We start from the raw sequence: 26,202 nt of genomic DNA, 5'->3' as shown, positions 1-26,202 counted from the left end.
ATAGGGTGAGTGTGATGAAGGGGTATACGATAGATGACAATCAGTTGTACCAGGAAACCACGGATTACCACAGAGCAGAGTGGTTACATTTTGAAAGTCCTTCTGAGGAAGAAATTAATTATTTAACCCATGAGTTAGGTATTCCAGTAGACTTTGTCACAGATGCATTTGATTACTATGAAGTCCCGCGCCAAGAGACAGTCGTAACGAAAACAGGTGAGAAGGTTTCCTTATTGTTGGTGTTGTATCCGCATACGAAATATAGGTTTGATGCCTATCGTGAGTACGAGACGCTTCCGCTTTCAATTATTTTTGTCGGTAAAAAAATGATTACGGTTTGCTCCAGTAATGTTCCATTTTTAGAAAAAGTCATTTCGAATGACTCAACCAAGCAGGGAACAAATCATATCTTTTTGGATTTATTATGGGAGTTGACGAATGCGTATCTCGACAAAATCGCTGATATTGATAGAACAATTGACGATATGGAACGGAACATTATTAATACAACCAAGAATGAAGCCTTTTACAAACTCATTGCGATTCACAAAAATTTAGTCTACTTTGAGACAGGTATTTTTGAAAATCATAAACTATTTAAGCGTATGCACGAAAAAGATATATTTGCGGAAGATGAAAGAGGGCGGGAATTTCTGCATGATATTCGCGTCATCTCCAACCAAGCATCGATAATGGTCAAAGAGTCGACCGAGATGATTGATCATTTAAGTGAAGTTTTCTCAAGCGTTATTTCGAATAATCTGAATAACATCATGAAATTTCTAACGTCATTCAGCATTGTCTTGACGATTCCTACCATTATTGGCTCATTCTGGGGAATGAACGTGGATTTGCCGATAGACAAGAGTCCTTGGGCGTTTCTGATTATGCTGGGGATTTCAGCTTTGATTAGTATTATTGTGTTTCTCTGGTTGAAACGGAAAGATTATATGTAAAAAAGAGACGTCAAGAATCGGTGGACATACAGGTAAATAAAAAATAGATTGTGTCATGTATGATAATTGTCATGCATGGCATTTTTTTGTTCGCCCAACATGGGGTTTTATAACTTTCAGAGGCAAGTTCGTGATAATCGGCACCTGGGAAGTAATGGCTAAAACTATAGAAAAAGGCCTCTAGCAAATGAATTGCGCTGTAAACAGTTTTACAATCAGTTGGTCGCCGGATTTCCCAGTTGAACTCGATGTAAATAGTTTTACAATCAGTTGGTCGTCGGATTTCCCAGTTGAACTCGATGTAAATAGTTTTACAATCAGTTGGTCGTCGGATTTCCCAGTTGAACTCGATGTAAATAGTTTTACAATCAGTTGGTCGTCGGATTTCCCAGTTGAACTCGATGTAAATAGTTTTACAATCAGTTGGTCGTCGGATTTCCCAGTTGAACTCGATGTAAATAGCTTTACAATCAGTTGGTCGGTAGTTTTCGCAGTCGAACTCGATGTAAATAGTTTTACAATCAGTTAGTCGCCGGTTTATCTGTCCCAACTGATTATAAATAATAGATTCCTCGGTATTACCCAGTGCTATGAAGTTAGCCGTTCAAACATGGCTGCATCCAAAATATCCTGCGTAACATTCCCCGTTGAAGAATAAGCGATTCCGAAGGCTCTGCAGCGTACAGCCTTAACCTTTGAAAAATAACAATGGCTGACGCCGAGGATTTATTTGCCTATACTTCTGACGAAGCTGTTGCGAAATACGCTACTTGGAATGCACACGAAACGATTCAAGATACAAAGGATTTTATCCAATTTGTTCTAAAGTGAGTAATGATTGGCGATTTTGGTTCTTCTGGGTGATTAGGGTTTGGTGAAGGAAATACCCTGTGCCACCATGAGAGAGTCATCTTTTTCGGTTGTATGTTTTCGATTCGAACGCATAAAAAAGCCCCTAAAGTAGTTTTACTTTTTCAAGTGTCTACTTTAGGGGAAGTATATAAACTGCTCTTGATGTCTCTTTTTATAACCAAGAACCTGAATAATGGTGAATGGCATAGGTCTCGTTGGTGTCATTAATTTCATGTGTCCAATAGCTTTTTGGAGAAAAATAAACCCGGGGATAAATCGTAAGGTTCATGACTTCTTGCAACTCATTATTCAGCTCCAAGCCTTTTTCCTGTAATATATCTGTTATACGGTCGACATTGGTTTCTTCATCCAATGACCCATCCGGATTCTTGAAATGCCGATTTTTATAATCAGAAAATAGTAGTTCAAATGTCGGGTGGTGCGGTTTGGCTGCGATTACGGCTGTTGAAATGGTAGTCTCAATCTCAAAGCCCATGAAGCCGTCTTGTTGCAGAAGTGGATCAAAGGATTTTAGTACTTCGACATCCGTGTCCATATAGATACCACCGTACTCTTTTAAGGCAAATAAACGAGCCACATCAGACACAAAAGCCCATTTCTCTTCCTCGTAAGCTTCTTTTACATAATCGCCCATTTCGTCAATATTAAAGGTTTCTTCATTCCAGACCATTATCTGGTAATCCGGACAATATTTTTTCCAAGTAGCCATCATTTTCTCTTCAGCTTCACCGAGTGGATTGCCACCAAACCAACAATAATGAATGATTTTAGGTATCATATTCATCCCTCCATGTCTCTCATTATAACGAATTCGCTTTATATTAACTAATAATAACAACTTTATGAGAATACCATGAAATAGTGAGTTGACAGTAATATTATTATGCGTTATAGTTACATCCATAACAAAAGTCAATATGAACTAGAGGCCGCGAAAACCATCAGTAGGAAACGAAAGGGGAATTCGCCGAAGTATCTTTTAGATACTGGGGTCATGCTGAATAAGCATGGCACTGTCAGAATATAATGCCCAATTATATTCATCGATGCGCTGTTCATGTTGGGGCAAAAGGACGGTAAACCGTGAGCCTTTTGCTCATGGTTTTTTTGTTTGTATTTTTTCAAGAGGAGCGGATAAAAATGAGAAAGAAATTCAAATTAGCAAGTTTATTATTTAGCGCAGCAGCGGTTTTGGCTGCATGTGGCTCTAAAGAGACAGATACAAATACTGCCGGTTCGGAAGATAATACTTTTGTAGTTGGCTTGGAAGCTGCTTATGCGCCTTTCAACTGGACACAACTGGACGACAGTCACGGTGCTGTTCCAATAGACGAATCGAGCGAGTTTGCAGGTGGTTATGATGTTCAAATCGCGAAAAAGATTGCAGAAGGTTTGGGCAAAGAGTTGGTCATTGTTAAAACGGAGTGGGATGGTTTAGTGCCTTCGCTACAATCTGACAAAATCGATGCGATTATCGCTGGCATGTCCCCCACTGAAGAAAGAAAGCAAACCATTGATTTCAGTATTCCTTACCTAGAATCCCAACTTGTAATGGTCGTCGCATCTGATGGCGATTATGCGGATGCAAAAACCTTGGCTGATTTTAGCGGCGCTAAAGTGACAGCGCAATTAAATACCTTTCACTATAATATGATTGACCAAATAAAAGACGTAAAAAAACAAACGGCAATGGAGAATTTCTCAGCTATCCGTGTTGCATTGCAATCCGGTGTGATTGACGGCTATGTCTCAGAAATGCCAGAAGCGATTAGTGCTTCAAATGCAAATGCAGATTTTACTTATATTGAATTTGAAGATGGCTTCGAAACAAATCCGGAAGACACAACAATCGCAATCGGCGTTCAAAAAGATAGTGATATCCTAGAAGATATTAATGAAATTCTGGAAGGGATATCTGCTGAAGAGCAACAAAAATTGATGGAAGAGGCAATTTTGACTCAGCCGTCAGCGCAATAACCAAGGAGTGAATTCGTTTGAGTAATTTATGGAGTATATTTTCAAATAATGCCCCCCTTTTTCTAAGAGGCGCCTGGGTAACCATTTATATATCAATTATCGGAACAATCATCGGATTGTTCATTGGGATGATTCTTGGGATTGTAAGAACCATCCCCAAACCGGAAAGAAAGTCACGCCGCATTCTATTGCGTTTCGCTCATTTTGTGACAACGTGCTACGTTGAATTGTTCAGAGGAACACCGATGATTGTGCAGGCGATGGTAATCTATTACGGTTCCGCTATTGCATTTGGCTTGGACTTGGATCGCACGGGGGCTGCTATTTTTATCGTATCGATTAATACCGGCGCGTATATGACAGAGATCGTCCGTGGCGGTATTTTGTCCATCGATAAAGGCCAATTTGAGGGGGCTGCTGCAATTGGTATGTCTCATTGGCAGACGATGCGAGTAGTTGTCATTCCGCAAGTGTGGCGCAATATTTTACCGGCAACGGGGAATGAATTCGTCATTAACATTAAAGACACCTCTGTATTGAACGTTATCTCGGTAACCGAGTTGTTTTTCCAAACAAAGACGGTTGCGGGAATCAACTTTGACTACTTCGGTCCTTATACGGTGGCGAGCATTATGTATTTGGTTATGACCTTAACAATCACTCGTGTCCTACGCGTTTTTGAGAAAAAACTGGCTGGTTCGGAGAATTATCAGCTTGTAGGCGGGAATCAAAATCAAGTTCAGACACCAACGCAAGGTAAGGAGGGACACAGATGAGTGAAGTTTTAGAAATACGTAACCTCAGCAAAAAATTTGGTGAACGTGAAGTATTAAAGGATATCAGCTTTAATGTTTCAAAAGGCCAAGTGATTTGTCTGATTGGCTCTTCCGGGTCCGGTAAATCAACCTTACTGCGTTGTTTGAATTTGCTTGAGAAACCAACGACGGGTGAAATTGATTATCGAGGTACAAGTATATTAAATCCGGGGATGAACCTATTTCAATACCGTTCCAAGGTTGGAATGGTTTTCCAGCAATTTAATCTCTTTAATAACTTGGATGTCCTGACAAACTGCACAACCGGTCAAATGAATGTCATGAAAACTGAGAAAGAGGAAGCCAAACAACGTGCTCTTTCTTTCCTAGAAGAAGTAGGTATGGCTGCTTACATCCATGCCCGTCCTTCTCAACTGTCAGGGGGACAAAAACAACGGGTCGCAATTGCGCGTGCCTTGGCAATGGAGCCGGATGTTTTATTATTTGACGAACCGACTTCCGCATTGGATCCAGAGATGGTAGGGGAAGTGCTTCGGGTTATGAAACAACTTGCGGACTCCGGATTAACAATGGTCGTTGTTACCCACGAAATGCAATTCGCCCGTGAAGTTGCCGACCATGTCATTTTTATGGACCAAGGTGTCATCGCTGAAGAAGGTGCACCGGAACAAATCTTTAATAATCCCAAAGAAGATAGGACAAAGGTTTTCTTAAGTCGTATTTTAGAAGATGGTCTCCAATAATAAAAAGTGCCACCCTCATCTACAAAGACGAGGGTGGCACTCTTTTTAAGCATTAATGTAAATATTCATCGCACTTCGGATTACGTGGCGAACATATATTACGACCGAAAAAGATGATGGAGTAATGCGCTTGGTTCCACAGTTCTTCTGGCAAAATACCAGTTACGATTTTCTCGATTTCCAATGGTGTTGCATTTTGCGGAACGATATTGTGATGCTTACAGACACGGCTGACATGTGTATCCACTGGAAAGGCTGGAATATTGAATCCAACGCTTAGCAGTACGTTTGCGGTCTTTCTGCCGACACCTGCCAGAGATTCAAGGTCCTTTCGATTGCTGGGCACTTCACTGTTAAAATCGCGCACAAGTTGGTTTGCACAGATGTACAGATGTTTAGCTTTGTTTCGATATAATCCAATCGACTTGATGTAGGGCTCAATCTCTTCGGGAGAAGACTCAGCAAACGCTAACGGTGTCGGAAAGCGTTCAAAAAGCGCCCCGGTAACTTTGTTGACGGCAATGTCGGTCGTTTGTGCACTCAACATAACAGCCACTAAAAGCTCGAAGGTATTTGAATATTTTAGTATCGTTTTTACATCGGGATAAATAGCAATAATTTGCTCCAATATATCACGAGATTTTTCCTTAGAATTCATCGAATTCCCCCTTGTAAAATTGTATAAATAATTATAACATAGAACAGGATTTTATAATTATGAGGTGAAAAATTGAATAATCGTATTAAAGGTATTTTATTGGCTGCTTTTGGAGGCAGCATGTGGGGCGTATCAGGTATTTTCGCTCAGTCACTATTTACTCATTATACCGTTTCTTCGGAATGGTTAGTTGGTATCCGTCTTTTATTTTCTGGTATATTAATCTTAGGTTACAGCTTTTTTGTTAATAAAGAAAACATTTTACTGCCATTTTATCAGCGGAAAACCGCTTTAAAGTTAGTTATCTTCTCCCTTTTTGGGATGATCGGCGTTCAATATTTCTTCTATAAAGGGATTGAGTTGGGTAATGCATCCACCGCTACCATCCTGCAATTCGCTGCCCCAATCTTTGTCTATGCCTATACGGTCTTAGCAGGAGAAAAGAAAGCAACGCTTAGAGAAATCGTCTTGGTCCTGTTTACTTTCTTCGGAGTGTTGTTAATTGTCACAAACGGCGATCTGAAGAGCATGAGTATTTCTCCGTTGGGATTAATCTTTGGTATTGCTTCTGCATTGGCTGTCGCATTCTATTCCATTCAGCCGCGTTCCTTGCTGGCGGAATTTGGTCCAACCGTTATTGTCGGTTGGGGAATGATACTGGGAAGCATCCCGTTTCAGTTTGTCGCACCAATTACAGAACCAGGCTTCCAATTGACGTGGCATAGTTTGATTCTATTGCTGTTAATTATTGTCTTTGGGACATCATTAAGTTTCATCTCTTACTTTGCAAGCTTGAGCTATATTACACCATCCCTGGCAAGTATTATGACGGCACTTGAACCTTTATTGGCAGCCGTATTGTCGGTGGTTGTTTTCAAACAAATTTTTGGCTTTTTCGAAATACTGGGCATTTTCATCGTCATGATTGCCGTTCTTCTCTTGGCATCTACCAAAGAGGAAGCATACGTGGAAATGGTCAACGAACAAATATAGGAATAACGGGCTGGGACACATTGTCTCAGTCTTTTTTTATTCAAAGATGGTTCGAGTTTCTTGCAGAACAGCCGATAACGTTTATAATAAAGATATAGCGTTTACATTTAAAAAGCGAAAGAGGGATTCTATGTCAATTCTACATGAAACATATCAATTAAATAACGGTGTCTCCATACCGAAGATTGCATTGGGGACTTGGCAAATAGCAACACCTGATGCTGTTCATCCGACTGAATTTGCCTTGAAAAATGGCTATATACATATCGATACAGCACATGGATATGGGAACGCAAAAGGTATCCGTGAAGGAATCAAAGCCAGCGGTGTAAAGCGAGAAGATATTTTCATCACTTCTAAAGTTCGGGGCGAGTCTAAGTCTTACCATGAGGCAATGGGAAATATTCATGATGATCTGGAAGACTTGAATACCGATTATATCGATTTAATGTTGATTCATTGTCCGACACCATGGCGCTTCTTTAATCACAAGCCGACACGTCCACACTTTTATAAAGAAAACGTTGCTGTCTGGCGTGCGATGATTGAGGCGAAAGAACAAGGTTTGCTTCGTGCAATCGGTGTTTCCAACTTTAATGTAGATGATTTGAAACAGTTGATTGAAGCTACTGGTGTTAAACCGGCCGTGAACCAAATTCGCTTTAGTATCGGTCATACACAACCGGAAATCGTCGCATTCTGTCAGGAAAACGATATTCTAATTGAAGCTTATTCTTCATTAGGCACAGGCCGTTTACTGGAGAATGAAGCTATTAAAAAGATTGCTGATAAATACGGCAAAACAGTTGCGCAAATTGCTTACCGCTACCCGATTCAAAAAGGAATGGTTGTTTTACCGAAATCTGTCCATGACAAATATATCTTAGAAAATGCGGACATTGATTTTGAAATCGATGCGGAAGATATGGCCTTTTTAGATAACTTAGAGGTGGAATAGGAAAGAGATTGTAGGAACCTTATCCAAACAATGCGTCGCCTTGCCTAATCAATATCCTGTATTTGGAATGGATGGCCCGATACAAACTTATTGGCATCTTTAAAGAAATTAAATTTCCAGTCAAAAGTAAGTCTTTCCTTTATGCTATTATGAAGGAAAGACTTATTTAAGTACTTATAAATGAATGAAAAAGGATGGATGATATGGCGAAATTACTAAATGAGAAAACAATCAAACAGCTGATTACAATGTCTGAGGCGAATAAAATTATTGACAAAACATTCCAAGGATTTGGTAACGAGACAGTCGTTAATCCACCAAAAGTTACCTTAGACTTAGGTGAAACAGGCGGCTATCCTTACCATGAAGGCTTTGTTAATGCGATGCCGGCGTATATCGGCGATTCAGACATTGCCGGATTGAAATGGGTAAGTGGCACAGCTGGCAAGCGGAAAGAAGCAGGGTTACCTTTTATTTCAGCACTTATTGTATTGATGGATCCTGCAATGGGAGAGTTTATCTCCGTCATGGAAGGCACACATATCAGTAACTTACGTACAGGGGCACAGACAGCCGTTTCTTTGAAATATTTAGGCTTTAAGGACGGTCTAAGTATAGGTTTATACGGCGCAGGGGAGCAGGCTCGTTTCCAGATTGAAGCAATTGCGGATTTGTTTGACATTAAAGAATTAAGAGTTTGGAATCACCGTGCTTCTACGGCTGAGAAGTTTGCGGAAGATATGGCGGAATATGTTAAAGGTGATATTATTGTCTGCCAACCGGATGAAGGCGAAAAAGCTGCGCAGGCCGATATTCTTATTACAGTTACTAATGCACAAGAACCTATTTTACTAAGAAAATGGGTGCAACCAGGCACGGTTGTCTTTCCAATGGGATCATTCCAAGAGATAGACGATGACATGATTCTATCAATGGACAAGCTTGTAGTGGACCACCCGTACCAAGCGCTTAATAGAGGGGCATTGAAACGCTTGAATAGTGAAGGGAAAGTAAGTGAAGACGATGTCTTTACTACTTTAGGCGAACTCGCTGTCGGTAAGAGTACGATGCCAGATTTCTCTGATGAATTGGTTATGTGTATTCCAATTGGGACCGGAGCAATGGATGTCGCTGTGGCGGAAGCAGTTTATCAAAAAGCAATCAGCAACCAAGCGGGCGATGAGTACGCATTTGTAGAGTACGAATAAATAGGCATTACCAACCTCTATTCTCTATGTTATAATTTTCACGAGGTGGGGAAATTGGATAGAGGAAACAAACGTTATCATACATGGAATTCACATTTAAAAGAACAGTTCGGAGAAAAAGTATTCAAGGTTGCCTTGGATGGTGGCTTTGATTGCCCCAATCGGGATGGAACAGTCGCTCACGGTGGCTGCACCTTTTGTACCGTTTCCGGTTCGGGAGACTTTGCACAAAGTCGCTTGGATCCACTGCCGATTCAAATGCGTAAAGGAATCGATAAGATGCATGAAAAATGGCCGCATACAACAAAGTATATCGCCTATTTTCAAAACTTTACCAATACCCATGCACCTGTTGAGATTCTTCGCCATCGGTATGAACAGGTAGTAAACGAAGAGGGCGTCGTTGGTATCATGATTGCGACGCGGCCGGACTGTTTGCCGGATGAAACGATTGAATACTTAGCAGAATTAAATGAACGGTATTATCTGTGGGTGGAATTAGGTCTGCAGACTGTTCATGAAGAGACAAGTCGGATGATTAACCGTGCACACGATTATCAAACGTATGTGGATGCTGTTGCCAAGTTAAGAAAGCATAGCATTCCAGTCTGTACGCATTTAATTAACGGCTTGCCGGGTGAAACGCACGAAATGATGATGGAAAGTGCGAAACGAATGATTTTGGATTCGGATATTCAAGGGGTAAAATTACACCTTCTCCACTTGATGAAGAACACCAAAATGATTCGGGACTATCACTATGGGCGTTTAGAATTCCTGGAAAAAGATGCCTATGTCAATCTTATTTGTGATCAGTTGGAAATTATCCCGAAAGATATTATTATCCACCGTTTAACCGGGGATGCCCCACGTGACACGCTAATTGGTCCGATGTGGAGCCTGAAAAAATGGGAAGTTTTGAATGCGATCGATGATGAGCTGGCACGACGCGACAGTTATCAAGGTATCTATGATATTCGTATAAGTGAAACAATGAAGAAAAAACAGATTTCTAACTGAGGTCTGTTTTTTAGTTTATCCCATTAGCTTCATTAGTGGTATAATTGCGATACTTGGTTTCGCTAATAAAGAAAGGAGTGTATGGGCGATTTGGCTGTCCATACAAAATATAATATGTTCAAAAAAGATGAAACGCTGGCATTTTTAACACAATTACTATCTATAAATAGCCCGACTGGTTATACGCAAAATGCGACTGCTTTTCTCCAAGAAACGCTGGAAGAAATCGGTTATGAGACTGTGAAAACACCAAAAGGAAACATAATGGTGTATGTAGATGGAAAGGACGCAAGCATAACGCGCGGCCTCAGTGCACACATTGATACATTAGGATTAATGGTTCGCTCGATTAACAGCGATGGGACGCTTGCTCTGACTAAGTTAGGTGGTCCTTTGACACCAACGTTGGATGGCGAGTACTGTGACGTCATTACACGTGATGGAAAGGTTTATACGGGAACGATTCTTTCAAATACGCCTTCCATTCACGTTTTTAAGGATGCTTCAACAAAAGAGCGTGATATCGACAATCTAGTCGTTAAGATTGATGAGCGCGTAAAAAATAAAGAAGACGTGAAAAAGCTGGGTATTCAAAACGGTGACATTATTGCCTACGATCCTAAAGTAGTTGTGACGGAATCAGGCTTTATCAAATCACGTTTCTTGGATGATAAAGCCTCCGTTTCTGTCTTAGTGAACATTTTAAGAACGTTAAAAGAAGAAAAGATTGAACCGGCGACAAATTTGGTCTTCATTTTTTCAACATACGAAGAAGTAGGTCATGGGGCAGCTTGGATTCCGGAAGAAATTACGGAATTATTGGCTGTTGATATGGGTTGTATCGGTCTGGATCTGGAGTGTACAGAATTTGATGTGTCGATTTGTGCGAAAGACTCATCAGGTCCGTATGATTATGCAATGACGACTCACTTGATTGAAATGGCAAAAGAACAAGATTTGAACTATGCCGTTGATATTTATCCGATGTACGGAAGCGACGCCTCTGCTGCACTTGGTGGTGGAGCAAATATTCGTGCCGCATTAATTGGGCCGGGTGTCGCAAGTAGCCATGGTATGGAGCGGACGCATATCGATGCCTTAGAAAATACGTATAAATTAATCAAAGCCTACATTCAATAACACTACTGAAAGACCATAGCATTTTATTTGCTTGGTCTTTTAATTCCGCTATAAATTATCGTAATTCGATAATTTATAGTTGATTTAGGATAAAAAAACTCTATAATAGAGTTAATCTATAATTGGAGTGAGGAAAATGAATCTATCGCGGTTTCGAAATTTTTGCAGAATAAACGCTTATGCATTACAGATTTTTTCTATCTTTATTTTCGTTGCGGTTGTCTATAGTGTGTATACGTATGTTTCTGGAACAACTACTCTCTCTTTTACATATAACAGCCCGGACATCACGCTCTTTTCTATGGGAGGCAGCAAGGGGGCGATAGGTATTACTGAAGCGGAACGGCAAATCGCTGCTTTTACGATGATTCCAATCACCCAAGCCGTTACAATTTTTGTTCTGCTCGCAGGCTCAGCTGCTTTCAAGTGGTTGGCAGATGGTAAACGCCCCTTTGATTTTAATTTCGTAAAGATAATCAAACGGATTAGTCTGACTCTGATGATTTCTGATATTATTCTTCCGCTTGTTCATTCTTTCGTATTAGGCGTGATTTCAGTTGATGGATATAATCTTAATTTCGGTTTTGGGTCAGGATTTATCATGGGAGTTATTTTATATGTCGTCTCTGAAATATTTAATTACGGGATTGAATTACAAAACTTGTCCGATGATGTCGTCTAAGGAGGGGTTTTATGCCGATAATTGTTCGATTGGATCGTGTCATGGCTGACCGAAAGATACTACTAAAGGATTTGGCAGATGAGGTTGGCATCACGAATGTGAATTTATCAAAATTAAAAAACGGAAAAGCAGTCGCTGTTCGCTTTTCGACTTTAGAAAATATTTGCCGTGCTTTGGATTGCCAACCAGGAGATATATTAGAATATTTTCCGGATGATAAATAAAAAAAGAGTGGCTTTCAAGAAACTTTTATTTTGAGAAAACTTTCGGCGTTCGATGAACGAGGGAATAAACTCGTTGATGGTATTTCGAAGCTAATGCCGATAAAATTGCGAACAATCTAAATATTTGGTATAATAAATAAGAAAAGAGAGCCCTGCGCTAACAGGACTCTCGGTGCAAGCCGTTTAAGACGGTGGCTTCGTTATAGTTTAAAAAATAACCGTGACTCGGCCAAAGTCTGTGCGGTTATTTTTTTTGGTTATTATTATGCTTGATAAGCGCCAGTATAAATGTCAGCAGTGTGACCACAAAGGTCCCAAAGCCAAGCATCAGCTGGATCGCTTCTTGCACTTCCAAAAAGGCATCTCCTTTCATCAGATTCAGCACCTAATCCCATAGGCACCACCTCCTTTGTTAAGATAGCCACCGCCATCAACTTCTCGCTTATTTATTATACCATTTCAATCCCAAAAACAATTGCTGTTGCATTTCGATTTTAAGCAATAATTATCGTCATTTAATAGAGGAGTTTTATATTGAAAAAGAGAGGGAAGTATTTTTTCATCTTCTAAATGATGCTCGAGAATTTTCTCGGGCTATTTTTTTGTGATTTTTCATGTTTTTTATAGTCAAAACGAAATAACGCATTTTAAGAACGTTTCGCGGGTGAATACTCATGATTAATTTTGAAATCGCCTTAAAACACGTTTTAATGAACAGGATACACAATTACAATTGTGTATCCTATTAAACGTTGCTATACCATAGGGTAAAGTGGTACACTAAAAGCACTGAAATTGTTAATTAGTTAACAAAAGCGTTTTCAACCATCCTTTTTACCTCTTTTAGAGGTATCTCATGCAAGAGGGACAGAAAGCTCATTAATTCACAAGTCAAAACTAAATAATGAAGGGATAGACAAAAGTGAATTTTACATATCCGATTAAACAAAAAAAGCAAATTAAAAAATTAATGGCAGTCTATCCGGCTGAATCCAAAAAACGCCTACTTCTGGAATTCGGTTTACGAACAGGATTACGGATTAGCGATATCCTCGATTTAAAAGTGAAGGATGTTCATAAACAAGATTTCGTTTGGGTTCAGGAAAAAAAGACAAAAAAGAAGAAGATGCTATATTTGCATCCCAAACTTCGGCAGTCAATAAAAGTGTATGTAAAAAGTGAGAATTTGAAACCATCAGACTATCTATTCTTTTCTGAAAAAAATCCCAAGCAGGCGATTCAACGGATGCAAGCGCATCGGATTATTTCCTATGCTGGTGACATGATCGGTGTGACCCCTTTAAGCGCTCACTCGTTACGTAAGACTTTTGGTTACTGGTCATATAAGCAGGGGGTGGATATCAGCCTACTGCAAACAATCTTTCAACACTCATCCCAGGCGGTAACCTTACGGTATATCGGAATTACGCAAGAAAGCATCAACAAAGTTTATGCAACCGTTGATATGGGATTCTAATAATAAAATATAAAACAGCCGTATTCCTTGCTACAATAGGGAATACGGCTGTTTTTATTATGAGAGGCAATTGACATTACTGAGTCACTATCCGATAATAGTTATAGTTCTACACAACGATGGAAAGAGGCAAATGAATGACTAAAGAGACAGTTAAGAATCCGATTATACCGCTTGACTATCCGGATCCCGATGTAATTAGAGTAGGGGATACGTATTACATGGTTTCTACGACAATGTATTTTATCCCAGGATGTGAGATTTTAAGATCTTATGATTTAGTGAATTGGGAGCATGCTTGTTATGTTTACGATCAGCTTGATAGTACGAAAGCGCAAAGATTAGAAGAGGGCGAAAATATTTATGGTAAAGGCATGTGGGCAGCGAGCTTACGTTACCATAAGGGCCAATTTTACGTAGTTTTCGCAGCGAATGACACGCAAAAAACATATCTTTACCGAACGGCATCGCTTGAAGAGAAATGGACAAAGACTGAAATTAAAGGCTTTTATCATGATTCGTCACTGTTTTTTGATGACGATGACAAAGTGTATATTGTATACGGAAATAGACAGATTTGGTTAACCGAACTTGAAGAAGATTTATCCGGACCCAAAGAAGGCGGGTTGCATCGTATCATCGTGTCGGAAGAGGGCAACCAACGCTTGGCGTATGAAGGTGCGCATTTCTATAAAATAAATGGCCATTATTATGTCTTTCTGATTCATTCGTTACCGCACGAATGGAAGCGCACACAAGCTTGTTTTATGTCTCATTCTTTAATGGGAACCTTTACCGGTGGTGATATCGTGAATGACGATATCGACTATCATAATCAAGGAGTTGCTCAAGGCGGGATTGTCGATACGCCGGAAGGGGAATGGTATGCGATTCTTTTTCAGGACCGAGGAGCAGTGGGAAGGGTTCCTGTGTTAGCGCCACTTTCTTGGAAGGATAAATACCCTGTTATCGGAGAGAACAAGAAGATACCGGCTAAATTTAGTGTTACCAGTACTAAGGAAAATTATATGTATACACCGTTATTTGGTAGTGATGACTTTAAGACTAAAACACCGCTCTTACATGGTCTGCAATCATTCTGGCAATTTAACCATGAACCGCATTTAGACGGTTACTCTGTCAATTATGAAGAAGGCTACATTGAAATAACTAACAAATCCGTTCAGCAGGAATTTACACAGGCTCATAATATGTTGACGCAACGCATGTTATTCCCGTCATCTGCCGCAGAAGTCACGGTGGATGCTTCAGCGCTCAAAGAAGGAGACATAGCCGGCATTGCAGCATTACAATACCAATATGCATTCATAGGCGTAACGCTGGAGAATAATGAATATTTTGTTGTTTACCAATCAGCCACCAAACAAGAGAGTGAGCGGGTCCTTTATAAGGAAATAAAAAAGATGCCAGTGATTGATCCGAGCCAGATTACTTTTAAAGTAGAAGCCAACTTTAAAGATCAAATCGACACGATCCGCTTCTTTTATGAGGATATCCAAATTGGCTCACCTCATCATGTAGCGTTTGACATTGAATACTTCACAGGTTGTAGATACGCCTTATTTAACTGGGCCACAAAAGAAATAAATGGTTCAGCTCGTTTTTCTCAATTTGATTATTTGCAATAATTTGATAGAAATCTATTCTCGAACGGAAATTGGTGCAAAGAACCTGCAACAGAATGGGTTTGAAAATTGGTGTGTGGACCACTAATCAAACTACTCGCAATTATTATATTTAGGAGGCTATTATGAGTTATCAATTATTGAATTATCAACGAGAAGCTAAAGAAACAGAGCTTTATGATACTCGGCTGGGATTGGCGATGCATTTAGCATTGGCAGATGAATCAGGAGTGTTTCAGCCATTAAATCAAAACTTTGGGGTCTTGTTTGCCAAAGCACATTCTTTACCAGATGGGTTTTTAGTAGCAAAAGCCCTTAAAAAAACTTGGATTTGTCAGGGAAAAGAGAAATTTTACATCATCGGGATTCGGGTAAATGCCGATGGAACGTTGGATGAAACCAGTGTGGGTAGCATTTTAGTTTTTGAAACGGAAAACTTTATTCAGTATCAAGAACTACCTTTGCTCCACCTAAGTGAAATGCCTCTGATGGATGTTCAATTGGCTTATACGGATGAAGGGTATCAAATCCGGTGGTTAGATAGCTGTGATCAGGCTTATCAAGTGACGACCCCAAGCTTAGATCATGTGGATGAGACTAAAAAGGTTGCCATTCAGTGGCAACCACTTTTGGAAGTAGCAACGGATATTGAAGGGGCAATTCCGAGGAATAGTTTGACCATTAGTGAGGAACAAGGAGACTATTTACAAAAAAAATTGATAACACCCTATAATATCGCTGTGGACTTACCGGATGAAGTCGTTGTTGAAAACATGGAAGAACTTACCACGATGAAAGCAACCTTGCGCTATAGTGATGGCTCGAGTCGCCAAGCCGGAATTGATTGGTTTGATTTACCAGCAAGTGCTACTGAAAAAGCTTTTGTAGCAAAGGGTCAAGTGCATCAGGAACATTTTTCTTTCCCGATTGCGACTTATCGCGCGGATCCTTGTATCGGCAAATGGCAAGGGGAATACTACTTTATTGCCACGAATGATTATGATGATAACCGTAGCCTCTATATCCGTAAAGCCAAGACGATTGCTGAGTTAGTTACTGCCCAAGAGATGAAGATTTTGGATAGCGAGATGTACCCTGAAATTGCCAATCTCTTGTGGGCACCAGAATTTCATATTATTAATGATCGTTTGTATATTTTCCACGGGGCAACACCAGGTCCTTTTGAAGAGGAACAATCCCACGTAATGGCTTTGAAAGAAGGCGGCAATCCCTTGGTGCTAGCTGATTGGCAGCGACCGCAAAAAGTCGTAAAAGCAGATGGATCGCCTTTGATTACAGGAGGCATCACTTTGGATATGACGGTGATTAAAGATAGTGGCCGAATCTATGCCGCTTGGTCGCAACGTCAGTTTTTCCCAGTGGACTTAGGTGCGTGGATTTATTTTGCGGAGCTCAATCCTGATCAACCGTGGCAATTATTGACAGAACCAGTAGTCTTAGCAAAACCAGATTATGGATGGGACAATAATCATACCTTTGTCGATGAAGGTCCCTATGCCTTGTATCGAGGAGAAGACATCTACTTAACCATTTCCGGCGCAGCTGTCGACAGTAGCTATTGTGTGGGGTATCTAAAAGCCAAAGTTGGCAGTGACTTGCTCAATCCAGCGGTCTGGGAAAAATCAAATTACCCATTGTTGACTTCTCTGAATGTTCCAGGAGAATTTGGACCTGGACACAATGCTTATGTAGAAGATGAAGAAGGCAATACCTGGAACACTTATCATGCACGTCCAGGTATCGATGCTCCCCGTTCTTCAGGTATCCGGCGGGTACATTTTGATGTAGATGGACAGCCAATTTTGGGAATGACGGAAGCAATGGATGTCAATCCTGAGTTATCTTTGGTGCAAGTAAAAGTAAAGGTAAAATAAAGCGTAAAAACAGCCTGTGAGACTAAATACTCACGGGCTGTTTTTTTGAATCACGGGTTGCAAAGGATCAATCAAAATCAGATTTTTAAAGGTTTTGTTGTTGAAATTGACGAGGAGTCAGCTCAAATTCCTTATGCACTGGCAGAATAACTCACAATGACCTTGAGAGCCTTTATGATGGTCATATAGATAATAATGCTATCATTTGTACTGATAGTCATAAATCATACATTCAATTCGCTAAAGACCTTAATTTAGACCATAAAATGATAAAGAGAGGTCGTCATAAAAACGGTATCTATCACATCAATCATATAAATAGTTTACATAGTAAGTTAAAGATTTGGATGTATAAATTTAAGGGTGTATCAAGTAAATTCTTGCTGAATTATATGTCTTGGTACAAGTGGCTTGAGACCTTCAATGATGAAAAGGATATTATTCGGACAAAAAATATGCTAATTCATAGTGTGATACCATTTGTGGACACCCAAATCAAGGGATACAAGGAACGAAAAACTGTATTTATATAAATTGTTAAAATTTGTTATATAAATGATTAGAAAAGTGTATAATGTTTTATATAAAAGGAGGTAATTTTATGAAAAAAATTGTAACACTGATAATAATAAGTACAATGATATTTACTTTAGTAGGCTGTCAAAGCAAATCAGAAGGTAAAGAGACTGTATCAAACGAGGTCTCGATAAAAAATAATGAGAATACTTTAAATGTTAAAATAATTGCTAATGGTGATTCTACCACATTTAGTGGAATGCCAATAAATCTAACATCTAAATTAACTGGTGAATACGATAAGGACATACAGTATCATTGGATATTAGAAAATAATGGACACGATAAACAGTTTGAAGGCTTTGTAGCTCCAGAAAGTGGTCCCCTAAAAGAAATTGTTAATTCAGGTGAACCAGTGGAACTTGGATTATTTGCAGAGGTTTCGTGGGTTGAAGGAACAGTGATAGAGTTTAAAGTTAAGTTGCAGGTAGAGGAAAAAGATTCATCTAATATAATTACAACTGATGAGATAACAATTGAAAATCGTGAAGGAATTTATAAGATAAAGTAAGTTAAATAAGGTAGTCTAACTCGACTACCTTATTTTTTAGAATAAAACAACAATTTAGTCTAACAGAGCCTAATTAATAAAACAAAAAAGAAGCTTGTATAATATTTAAAAGCTTTTTTTTTATTGTTTTATTAGTTTACATAATATATATTATACTAAGTTATGTAAAGGAAAGCTAAAGACTATCTCCTGTATAAATATACTAAAAAAACAGCCACTTTCGACGGATTTTCGAAATGGCTGTTTTCCTATATCAATATTTTACAATTTCATACTATATAACGCTTCAAGCAAAATATGCTTCGCAATGTTTTCTTTTGTGTCTGTCTCGATATGAATTGCTTCCTTATTAGGTTGAAAAATAATTACTTCATTTGTATCCTTGTTAAATCCTGCATGTTCCTTAGATACATCATTTGCTACGATCATGTCAGCATTTTTACGCTTCAACTTGTCTGTAGCATACTTTTCAACGTCATTTGTTTCAGCTGCAAATCCAATCAAGAACTGATGTGTTTTTTGTTGACCCATTGTTGCTAATATATCTGGGTTCTCCTCAAGCAAAATTTGGATATCTTGACTGGCTTTCTTCATTTTTTTATCAGCTTGGTTCTTTGGTCGATAATCCGATACAGCTGCTGCCATTATAATAATAGTTGCATCATCAAAGTCGCTCATAATTGCCGCCTGCATTTCACGTGCGCTGCTTACAGGTCTCACTGTAACGCCGAACGGATGTTCTAATTTAGACGCAGTCACTAAAATGACATCTGCCCCTAAGTCACGTGCTTGTTCAGCTAGTCTATGTCCCATCTTACCTGATGAATCATTGGTAATATAACGCACGGGATCAATTCGCTCGATTGTCCCACCTGCTGAAATAATCACTTTCTTGCCTTTAAGCGGTAAATCAGATGCTTTTTCTAGCAATAGCAAATGAGCTTTTTCGACAATCTTATCCGGTTCAGGCAGACGCCCTTTTCCTTCGTAACCTTCAGCAAGGAAGCCCGTATCAGGTTCCATCACTGTGTAACCAAAACTTTCTAGTTTCTCTAGGTTCAACTGTGTGGCAGGATTGGCAAGCATATTTGAGTTCATAGCCGGTACAATTAAACGTGGCGCGGTTGTTGCCATCAGTGTCGTTGAGACCATATCGTCCGCAATTCCATTCGCCATTTTACCGATAATATTGGCTGTTGCTGGTACAATAACTGCCAATTCCGTCCAATCTGCTAAGTGAATATGCGAGACATTCTCAGGTTCTTTCTCGTCAAAGGTATCTGTATAGACCTCATTACGCGATAATATCTGAAAAGTCAGTGGCTGAACGAACTCTGTCGCACTCTTTGTCATTGCTACACGCACAATCGCCCCTGCTTTAATAAATTTACGTACCAAATCAGCTGCTTTGTAAACAGCAATTCCTCCTGTAACAAAAACTGTCACATGTTTGTTCTCTAACACCCTATCTCCCCCATTGATTTTAGTGGGTATATTAATGAGATTCGTGCTTCTTCAGGAAGTTTTCAGTCTCATTAATAAACGTTTCTAGCACTTTAATCCATGCATATTCCTTCTGTGTCCCTTCGACAATTGTCCAAGGTGTCTCAGAAGTATTTGTCTTTATAATCATATCATTCATTGCGGTTTCGTTCTCATTAAATTTTTCATGATTTCGCCAATCTTCATCGGTTAACTTATAGTTTTTTTCAGGATCGTTTTGACGAGCATCAAAGCGTTTCTTTTACTCCTTTTTGTCAATCACAATCAGTAATTTCAACAACAAGTGCCTCTCTGGGAACGTATCAAAGAAACATTACCTCCATTGACCGAATGAAACTCTTTGCCTTATTTTATCACAGAGACGCAAAAAAATAATGCCGTTACGAATTGAACGGCATTACAGATAGTGATACATGTTGATAATCACCAATTATTTTAGATACGGGACATTTTCGGTGTGCGGATTTTAAGTATTTTTCAACTTGGTTTTCTTCGAAACCTTCGATGCCTGCGCGTGCAGCTAACTCGAAGTAAAAACCGCGTCCATCTGCCTCTCTTTTGAAAGAGACGTCAACTTCTACCCGGCTCTTTGCATCCAATCCTCTCCCCTTCAACAGGGCTTGAATGGTTGCGTTCAGGCAGGTTGACCACGCTAATCCAAACAGCTCCTCGGGGTTCGATCCTGGCCCATTTGAGAGCGGATCACTGATTAAGACGCGTAGGCCGTCAACGACGTACGCTTCCCCTTCTAAAGCTGCATCATTAACAACTTTAGTATGAAAGAGCGCATCTTTATTCATTGGCGTCCTCTTTCGTTTCATCGACAAACGTAACCGTCCTATCATCCAAACTGGCAACACGTGCCAACGATAGAATCGGAATACCGGATTCCTCTACAAAGCGACGCCCTTTCTGGAAAGACTTCTCGATAACGATACCCACACCAGCTATGGATGCTCCGGCACTCTTACAAATTGAAAAGAGGCCCGCTACAGCTTGACCATTCGCTAGAAAGTCATCAATAATCAAAACACGGTCATCAGAATTCAAAAAGTCTTTAGAAATTGAGATTTCGTTCGATGTTTGCTTCGTATACGAATAAACGCTCGTCGTATACATATTGTCTTGAAGCGTCAGACTTTTATTTTTACGTCCAAATACAACCGGAACACCTAATTTTAAACCTGCAAAAACAGCTGGTGCAATACCGGAAGTTTCAACTGTCAAAATCTTATTGATTCCATAATCCGCAAAAGCATCTGCGAATTCATCTCCTAGAGCTTTCATTAATTCAGGATCAATTTGGTGGTTTAAGAAACTGTCTACTTTTAAGACGCCGCCTTCCAAAATTGTTCCTTTTTCGCGAATAACATCTTCTAATAACTTCATACAGCAATTCTCCTTCGGGTTTGTTTGTATTATCTTAACATTAATATCAGGAAATAGGAACAACGTTTGCTATTTAAGTCTATAAAAAAGAAGATGGCTACTAAACCACCTTCTTCAAAGCTTATTGTAAGTCATTTATTGCTAAATTTTGAATCTCCGCAAATAATTGTTCGGTCGTCAATGCTTCTTTCTCGGCCGTATTGTAGTCCTTTACAATCTGACCATGGTGTAACACAAGCATCCGATTTCCATATTTAATAGCATCTTGAAGGTTATGGGTAATCATAATACTGGTTAAGCCCATTTCTTGTACCTTTTGATTTGTCAGTTCTAGTACCAACTGGGCAGTCTTTGGATCCAATGCAGCTGTATGCTCATCCAACAACAGAATATCGGGACGCTTTAACGTTGCCATCAGTAAGGCAATGGATTGTCTTTGTCCCCCTGATAAGAGACCAATGTCTGACGTCATCCGATTCTCCAAACCTAAACCTAGAGAAGCAAGCTGTTCTTTAAACACGTCTTTTTCTTCTTTAGTAGACCCGAATTTCAACGTTCTTTTTTGACCACGACGATAAGCCAAGGAAAGGTTCTCTTGTACGGACATTCGGGGAGCTGTTCCCATTTTAGGATCTTGGAATACGCGGCTAATGTATGGCGCACGCTTTTCTTCTTTTAGAAGCGTGATATCTTTGCCGTTAACCGTAATACTCCCTGCATCCGGAAAGAAATAACCCGAAATCGCATTTAGTAGAGTCGACTTACCGGCACCATTCCCACCAACCAAGGTTATGAATTCACCGCGCTTAACAGTCAAATTAATGTCTTTCAAAGCATGGATTTCATTAATGGATCCGGGATAAAATGTTTTGTTTACATTGTGAAGTTCTAAAATCGTTTCATTCACAGTCATTATGGTTTCACCTGCTTACTTACTGTTTTTGCCATTTTCTTACGGTATTTGCTGACATAGTACATATCTTTCATCTTTGGCAGTGCCAAGAATAGTGCCAACATGATTGCGGAAATAAGTTTAAAATCGTTTGGATTCAAATTCGCTTCTAAAACCAACACCATCACGAGACGGTAAATGACAGAACCGACAATCAAACATGCTAGGCGAATTTTTAATGAAACATGGGGGAATAATACTTCACCGATAATGATAGAGGCCAGACCAATAACAATTGCACCAATACCCATCTGGATATCCGCATACCCATTACTTTGCGCAATAACCGCTCCTGACAAAGCAATGACCCCGTTCGCCATCATTAAGCCGATTGTAGTCATCATATTGGTAGAGATACCCAACGAACGTGCCATGGCTTGATTATCTCCTGTGGCAATTAATGCCTGCCCAAATTCAGTCTTAAAGAAGATTGAATAGAGTGCAATGATAACAAGCACGAAAAGCGCACCAATCAAAATCGTATCCATATGTCGGGGTAAGTTCCAAGCCTTTACACCAGAAAAGATAGTGTCCAGCCCCAACAGGTTGACATTTGCCTTACCCATCACACGTAAGTTGATGGAGTAAAGACCTGTCATCGTCAAGATACCTGCCAAGAGACTGGAGATATTTAGCTTTGTAATGAGAAAGCCCGTGACAGCCCCTGCCAATGCTCCTGCGATTAATGCCAAGATAACAGCTAGAAAGGGATTCAGTCCCATTGTAATGGCGGTTACGCCGACTGCACCTCCAAGCGTAAAGGATCCTTCCGTTGACATATCAGCAACGTTTAGAACCCGATAACTGATAAATAAACCAAGTGCGAGTAGACTCCATATCAAGCCTTGGGCAATTGCAGAAATAATCATATTCATAATAGCTTCCTCTTTTCAATTCTATTCGATGATACGGGCGGACTCTAAAACATTTTCAGGAATGATAATGTTTAGTTTTTCTGCCTTATTTTTATTAATAATTAATTCCGTTTTTTCTGGGTATTGGATTGCATACGTGCTAGGGTCTGCACCTTCCAGAATGTCAGCTGTGACTGAACCGGTTTGTACACCGATGGTATATTGGTTCAAGCCAACTGTTGCAAGACCACCTTCTTCGACCATTGTATCAACAGAAGGAAAGACTGGAATCTGATAGGCATCTGTTGCTTCAATAAGCGATAAAGTACTGGTTGCAATAATATTATCAGTTGGAACCCAAATGGCATCCACTTCCTGCGCCAACGATTCGGCTACTTGCGGAATATCATTCGCACTGTTCACTGTTTTCGTCACGACTTTCAATCCCAGTGATGCTGCAATAGCTTCCGCTTCTTTTGCGGAACTTAGTGAGTTATCTTCACTGGATGAATACAAGAAGCCAATTGTTTTTAATTCCGGAACTAATTCCATTATCAAATCGAATTGTTCTGCTACTGGGATTTTGTCACTTACTCCTGTGACATTTCCACCCGGTGCATCCAGCGAAGCAACTAGATTAGCCGCCAATGGATCTGTGATTGCCCCCAAGATAATTGGAATGTCTTTCGTCGCATTCGCTAAAGCTTGGGCAGCAGGCGTTGCAATCCCAACGGTAATGTCTGCATCGTTACTGATAAAGCGTTCAGCGATTTGTTGCATGTTTGATTGGTCACCTTGGGCATTTTGCAAATCAATCGTCGCTGTTTTACCATCGACATAGCCTTCCTCTGCCAACTGATCAATAATGCCTTCTGTGATGGCATCCAAAGCCGGATGAGAGGCAAGCTGCATAATACCAATATAAGGTAAATCTGAATCATTTGAAGTAACGTGACTGCTTGCTTCTTGTTCGTTTGTTCCGCAGGCTCCCAATAGTAGAGCTGCAGCTGTTAGAAAAGTGAATTTAATGTTTGAATGAATGAATGACATGTGAATCCCTCCGAATATTCTTTTTTTGTATATAAATAAAGCTGCCATCTGAATGACATCAGGGGCAGCTTTGTATACAAAACCGCCACATAGACTTGAATTCCTTGGTCTACGTGGCGAATAAATGATATATTCCATAATAATCCACATAGATACATTCAGATGGCTCTGAGGTTGTATCTATGGACAATTAATACGTCGCAAAGAACAACCTACTCCATGTGGCTTTGCCAATAAAAATTCATAAAGTTTGTTGTGGTTGCTACTGACATAGTAATTGCTCCTTTTCTAAGTGAAATTTAATATACTCATACTAACCCTGCCTCATTCTTTTGTCAACAGGAAAATGAAAATAAAATGAGAACCTCTAAATTACTGCTTTTGGTCTTTTGGTACAGCTTATTCTCTATGATATAATAGGGAAGTTAGAGAGGAGGCATTTATATGTCTTATGATGGTATATATGCACACACGATCGTTGAAGAACTGAACAATACGATTTTAGGAGGACGTATTTCTAAAATTTATCAGCCATTTCAACATGAAATAGTTTTAACCATGCGCGCGAATCGCAAAAATCAGAAAATATTATTATCTGCACACCCTTCTTATGCTCGTATTCAAGCTACGGAGGAGCAGCTTTCCAATCCTGATAAGGCACCTAACTTCTGTATGTTCTTAAGAAAGAATATTGAAGGAGCGACAATCGAAGGGATTGAACAATTAGGCAATGACCGGATTGTTACGTTTAAGATTAGAAAATTTGATGACCTGGGAGATTTAAAGCACGTTTCCTTAATTGTCGAAATGATGGGACGCCATAGTAACATTTTTCTTGTTGATAACGAGACAAACAAGATTTTGGACTGCTTGAAGCATGTGCCGGCCTATCAAAATAGTTATCGGACCATCATGCCTGGAGCTGTCTACGTTCTACCCCCTCATCAAGACCGGCTGAATCCTTTCGAAGCAACACCTGCGGAGATGGATGCCATTCAAGCGACTTTTGAAGACGGACTGACGGCAAAGAATATTCAAAGTGCCTTTCAAGGGATTGGACGTGATACTGCTAAAGAAATAGCTAGTTTGTCTGAACCTACATTAGCTCATGGAATAAATCAGTTCCTTAACCAGGTTGCGACAGGTCACCCCACACTCTTTACGGATGAGACTGGGAAAGAGACCTTTGCACCTTATACCTTCGAAACAATGGTGGGCGAAGCAAAAACCTTTGCGAGCCCGAGTCTTTTATTAGATGCCTACTATATCGATAAAGCAACTAAAGACCGCATCAAGCAAGTTGCTTCGGATTTATTGGGTATCATTAAGAATGAACTGCACAAGAACGAACTGAAATTAGAAAAGCTCGAGAATACCTTAGTGAAAAGTGAAGAAGCAGATGCTTATCGGATTAAAGGTGAACTATTAACGGCTTACTTGTATCAAGTACCTAAAGCTGCTACTGAAGTAACCTTAAATAACTTCTATGCGGATGAAGAGCCAACAGTTATTCCACTTGATCCGTCACTTTCTGCGTCTCAAAATGCCCAAAAGTATTTTACTCGCTATCATAAATTGGTTAAATCAGTAAAATTTGTTCATGAGCAGATCGAAAAGACGAAAACTGAAAATGAATACCTGGAGTCGATTGAAACGCAAATCAATCTATCTGATCCGCAAGACTTAGAAGATATCCGGGATGAATTGAAAGATGCCGGTTATTTGAAAGCTAAGAAATCAAATAAAAAGCAGAAGAAAACGATCAGTAAACCCCATCATTTCAAATCAAGTGATGGCACTGATATCCGTGTTGGTAAGAACAACAAACAAAATGATGAGTTGACACTGAAGAAGGCGCGTAATAATCATTACTGGCTTCATGCCAAAGATATTCCTGGTTCTCATGTTATTGTGGAATCCAGTGAACCTTCAATAGAGACGCTCGAAGAAGCAGCAATTTTGGCAGCGTATTATTCGAAGTTTCAACACTCGGCCAATGTTCCGGTTGACTTTGTACCGGTTAAATATGTTAAAAAACCAAATGGTGCGAAACCCGGCTTTGTAATCTATACCGATCAACAAACCCTGTATGTCACACCAACGAAAGAACAAGTGGACGCTTTACGCGTTTAATAACAAAA

25 protein-coding genes, 3 pseudogenes and 1 riboswitch are annotated in these 26,202 nt (G+C 39.7%); of the genes and pseudogenes, 18 read left to right on the top strand and 10 right to left on the bottom strand.

Annotated elements, in window-relative coordinates:
* Positions 1-14 precede the first annotated feature (14 nt).
* The 3 genes from G7058_RS00985 (at position 15) to G7058_RS11955 (ending at position 1,787) form a co-directional block, all read left to right on the top strand.
* Positions 15-956 (top strand): magnesium transporter CorA family protein, encoded by a 942-nt coding sequence (locus G7058_RS00985; protein ID WP_166061797.1) that lies wholly within the window; start codon positions 15-17, stop codon positions 954-956.
* 187 nt (positions 957-1,143) lie between these two features.
* The gene (locus tag G7058_RS00980; protein ID WP_166061796.1) at positions 1,144-1,485 is read left to right on the top strand and encodes a hypothetical protein; all 342 of its coding nucleotides are present in this window, start codon (positions 1,144-1,146) and stop codon (positions 1,483-1,485) included.
* A 179-nt stretch (positions 1,486-1,664) separates the two neighbouring features.
* Positions 1,665-1,787, top strand: coding sequence for a hypothetical protein (locus G7058_RS11955; RefSeq protein ID WP_264372320.1), 123 nt, complete (start codon positions 1,665-1,667; stop codon positions 1,785-1,787).
* A gap of 193 nt (positions 1,788-1,980) precedes the next feature.
* Here the strand turns inward: G7058_RS11955 and G7058_RS00975 are convergent, their stop codons facing one another.
* On the bottom strand, positions 1,981-2,607 hold the full coding sequence (locus tag G7058_RS00975; RefSeq protein ID WP_264372319.1) for a glycosyltransferase family 32 protein: 627 nt from the start codon (positions 2,605-2,607) through the stop codon (positions 1,981-1,983).
* A 136-nt stretch (positions 2,608-2,743) separates the two neighbouring features.
* A riboswitch (Lysine riboswitch) is annotated at positions 2,744-2,891 on the top strand.
* A gap of 78 nt (positions 2,892-2,969) precedes the next feature.
* Between G7058_RS00975 and G7058_RS12035 the strand changes: the two are divergent.
* Together G7058_RS12035 and G7058_RS00960 are read left to right on the top strand one after the other, a co-directional pair.
* A pseudogene (locus G7058_RS12035) lies at positions 2,970-4,582 on the top strand (ABC transporter permease subunit).
* Complete coding sequence (locus G7058_RS00960) at positions 4,579-5,325, top strand: amino acid ABC transporter ATP-binding protein (protein WP_166061793.1); 747 nt, start codon at positions 4,579-4,581, stop codon at positions 5,323-5,325. Before G7058_RS12035 ends, G7058_RS00960 begins: the two are co-directional and overlap by 4 nt.
* Before the next feature lie 52 nt (positions 5,326-5,377).
* On the opposite strand, the gene nth is transcribed toward G7058_RS00960, so the two are convergent.
* A complete protein-coding gene (nth, locus tag G7058_RS00955; RefSeq protein WP_166061792.1) occupies positions 5,378-5,983 on the bottom strand; it encodes an endonuclease III in 606 nt (201 codons plus the stop codon).
* Positions 5,984-6,055: 72 nt separating this feature from the next.
* Between nth and G7058_RS00950 the strand changes: the two genes are divergently transcribed.
* From G7058_RS00950 to G7058_RS00920, 7 genes are all read left to right on the top strand, one after another.
* On the top strand, positions 6,056-6,976 hold the full coding sequence (locus G7058_RS00950; RefSeq protein ID WP_166061791.1) for a DMT family transporter: 921 nt from the start codon (positions 6,056-6,058) through the stop codon (positions 6,974-6,976).
* Positions 6,977-7,106: 130 nt separating this feature from the next.
* Entirely contained in the window at positions 7,107-7,934 is an 828-nt protein-coding gene (locus tag G7058_RS00945; RefSeq protein ID WP_166061790.1) for an aldo/keto reductase, read from the top strand.
* A gap of 203 nt (positions 7,935-8,137) precedes the next feature.
* Positions 8,138-9,142: an ornithine cyclodeaminase family protein gene (locus tag G7058_RS00940; protein ID WP_166061789.1), complete on the top strand. Its 1,005-nt coding sequence runs from the start codon at positions 8,138-8,140 to the stop codon at positions 9,140-9,142.
* A gap of 54 nt (positions 9,143-9,196) precedes the next feature.
* The gene (locus G7058_RS00935; protein WP_227004460.1) at positions 9,197-10,162 is read left to right on the top strand and encodes a TIGR01212 family radical SAM protein; all 966 of its coding nucleotides are present in this window, start codon (positions 9,197-9,199) and stop codon (positions 10,160-10,162) included.
* Positions 10,163-10,243: 81 nt separating this feature from the next.
* Positions 10,244-11,302, top strand: coding sequence for a M42 family metallopeptidase (locus G7058_RS00930; RefSeq protein ID WP_227004459.1), 1,059 nt, complete (start codon positions 10,244-10,246; stop codon positions 11,300-11,302).
* Between the two features lie 136 nt (positions 11,303-11,438).
* Positions 11,439-11,984, top strand: coding sequence for a DUF2975 domain-containing protein (locus G7058_RS00925; RefSeq protein WP_166061787.1), 546 nt, complete (start codon positions 11,439-11,441; stop codon positions 11,982-11,984).
* Positions 11,985-11,995: 11 nt separating this feature from the next.
* On the top strand, positions 11,996-12,208 hold the full coding sequence (locus tag G7058_RS00920) for a helix-turn-helix domain-containing protein (protein WP_166061786.1): 213 nt from the start codon (positions 11,996-11,998) through the stop codon (positions 12,206-12,208).
* A gap of 244 nt (positions 12,209-12,452) precedes the next feature.
* Here G7058_RS00920 and G7058_RS00915 read toward each other — a convergent pair whose 3' ends face one another.
* Positions 12,453-12,557, bottom strand: coding sequence for a putative holin-like toxin (locus tag G7058_RS00915; protein WP_227004514.1), 105 nt, complete (start codon positions 12,555-12,557; stop codon positions 12,453-12,455).
* Positions 12,558-13,130: 573 nt separating this feature from the next.
* On the opposite strand from G7058_RS00915, the gene G7058_RS00910 reads away from it, so the two are divergent.
* From G7058_RS00910 to G7058_RS00890, 5 genes and pseudogenes are all read left to right on the top strand, one after another.
* Positions 13,131-13,685 (top strand): tyrosine-type recombinase/integrase, encoded by a 555-nt coding sequence (locus G7058_RS00910; RefSeq protein WP_166061784.1) that lies wholly within the window; start codon positions 13,131-13,133, stop codon positions 13,683-13,685.
* 137 nt (positions 13,686-13,822) lie between these two features.
* On the top strand, positions 13,823-15,334 hold the full coding sequence (locus G7058_RS00905) for a glycoside hydrolase family 43 protein (RefSeq protein ID WP_166061783.1): 1,512 nt from the start codon (positions 13,823-13,825) through the stop codon (positions 15,332-15,334).
* 122 nt (positions 15,335-15,456) lie between these two features.
* Positions 15,457-17,226, top strand: a complete 1,770-nt coding sequence (locus G7058_RS00900; protein ID WP_166061782.1) for a family 43 glycosylhydrolase — start codon at positions 15,457-15,459, stop codon at positions 17,224-17,226.
* 131 nt (positions 17,227-17,357) lie between these two features.
* Positions 17,358-17,759 (top strand): annotated as a pseudogene (locus tag G7058_RS00895) (IS1595 family transposase); the annotation flags it as partial.
* A 68-nt stretch (positions 17,760-17,827) separates the two neighbouring features.
* Positions 17,828-18,313, top strand: coding sequence for a putative periplasmic lipoprotein (locus G7058_RS00890; protein WP_166061781.1), 486 nt, complete (start codon positions 17,828-17,830; stop codon positions 18,311-18,313).
* 261 nt (positions 18,314-18,574) lie between these two features.
* On the opposite strand, the gene coaBC is transcribed toward G7058_RS00890, so the two are convergent.
* From coaBC to trpX, 7 genes and pseudogenes are all read right to left on the bottom strand, one after another.
* A complete protein-coding gene (coaBC, locus tag G7058_RS00885; protein WP_166061780.1) occupies positions 18,575-19,777 on the bottom strand; it encodes a bifunctional phosphopantothenoylcysteine decarboxylase/phosphopantothenate--cysteine ligase CoaBC in 1,203 nt (400 codons plus the stop codon).
* A gap of 31 nt (positions 19,778-19,808) precedes the next feature.
* Positions 19,809-19,997, bottom strand: a pseudogene (locus G7058_RS00880) (phosphate:AMP phosphotransferase); the annotation flags it as partial.
* A 199-nt stretch (positions 19,998-20,196) separates the two neighbouring features.
* Complete coding sequence (locus G7058_RS00875; RefSeq protein ID WP_166061779.1) at positions 20,197-20,616, bottom strand: OsmC family protein; 420 nt, start codon at positions 20,614-20,616, stop codon at positions 20,197-20,199.
* Positions 20,609-21,205, bottom strand: a complete 597-nt coding sequence (locus G7058_RS00870; RefSeq protein ID WP_166061778.1) for a xanthine phosphoribosyltransferase — start codon at positions 21,203-21,205, stop codon at positions 20,609-20,611. Before G7058_RS00870 ends, G7058_RS00875 begins: the two co-directional genes overlap by 8 nt.
* Before the next feature lie 121 nt (positions 21,206-21,326).
* On the bottom strand, positions 21,327-22,118 hold the full coding sequence (locus tag G7058_RS00865; protein ID WP_166061777.1) for an ABC transporter ATP-binding protein: 792 nt from the start codon (positions 22,116-22,118) through the stop codon (positions 21,327-21,329).
* Positions 22,118-23,032 (bottom strand): ABC transporter permease, encoded by a 915-nt coding sequence (locus tag G7058_RS00860; protein WP_166061775.1) that lies wholly within the window; start codon positions 23,030-23,032, stop codon positions 22,118-22,120. The genes G7058_RS00865 and G7058_RS00860 overlap by 1 nt, the downstream gene beginning before the upstream one ends.
* 21 nt (positions 23,033-23,053) lie before the next feature.
* Positions 23,054-24,061: a tryptophan ABC transporter substrate-binding protein gene (gene trpX, locus G7058_RS00855; RefSeq protein WP_166061774.1), complete on the bottom strand. Its 1,008-nt coding sequence runs from the start codon at positions 24,059-24,061 to the stop codon at positions 23,054-23,056.
* A gap of 444 nt (positions 24,062-24,505) precedes the next feature.
* On the opposite strand from trpX, the gene G7058_RS00850 reads away from it, so the two are divergent.
* Positions 24,506-26,194 (top strand): NFACT RNA binding domain-containing protein, encoded by a 1,689-nt coding sequence (locus G7058_RS00850; protein ID WP_166061773.1) that lies wholly within the window; start codon positions 24,506-24,508, stop codon positions 26,192-26,194.
* Positions 26,195-26,202 lie beyond the last annotated feature (8 nt).

The organism is Jeotgalibaca porci (assembly GCF_011299095.1).
In the GTDB taxonomy this organism is placed as follows: Bacteria; Bacillota; Bacilli; order Lactobacillales; family Aerococcaceae; genus Jeotgalibaca; species Jeotgalibaca porci.
This window is presented reverse-complemented; position numbering and strand designations above follow the sequence as displayed.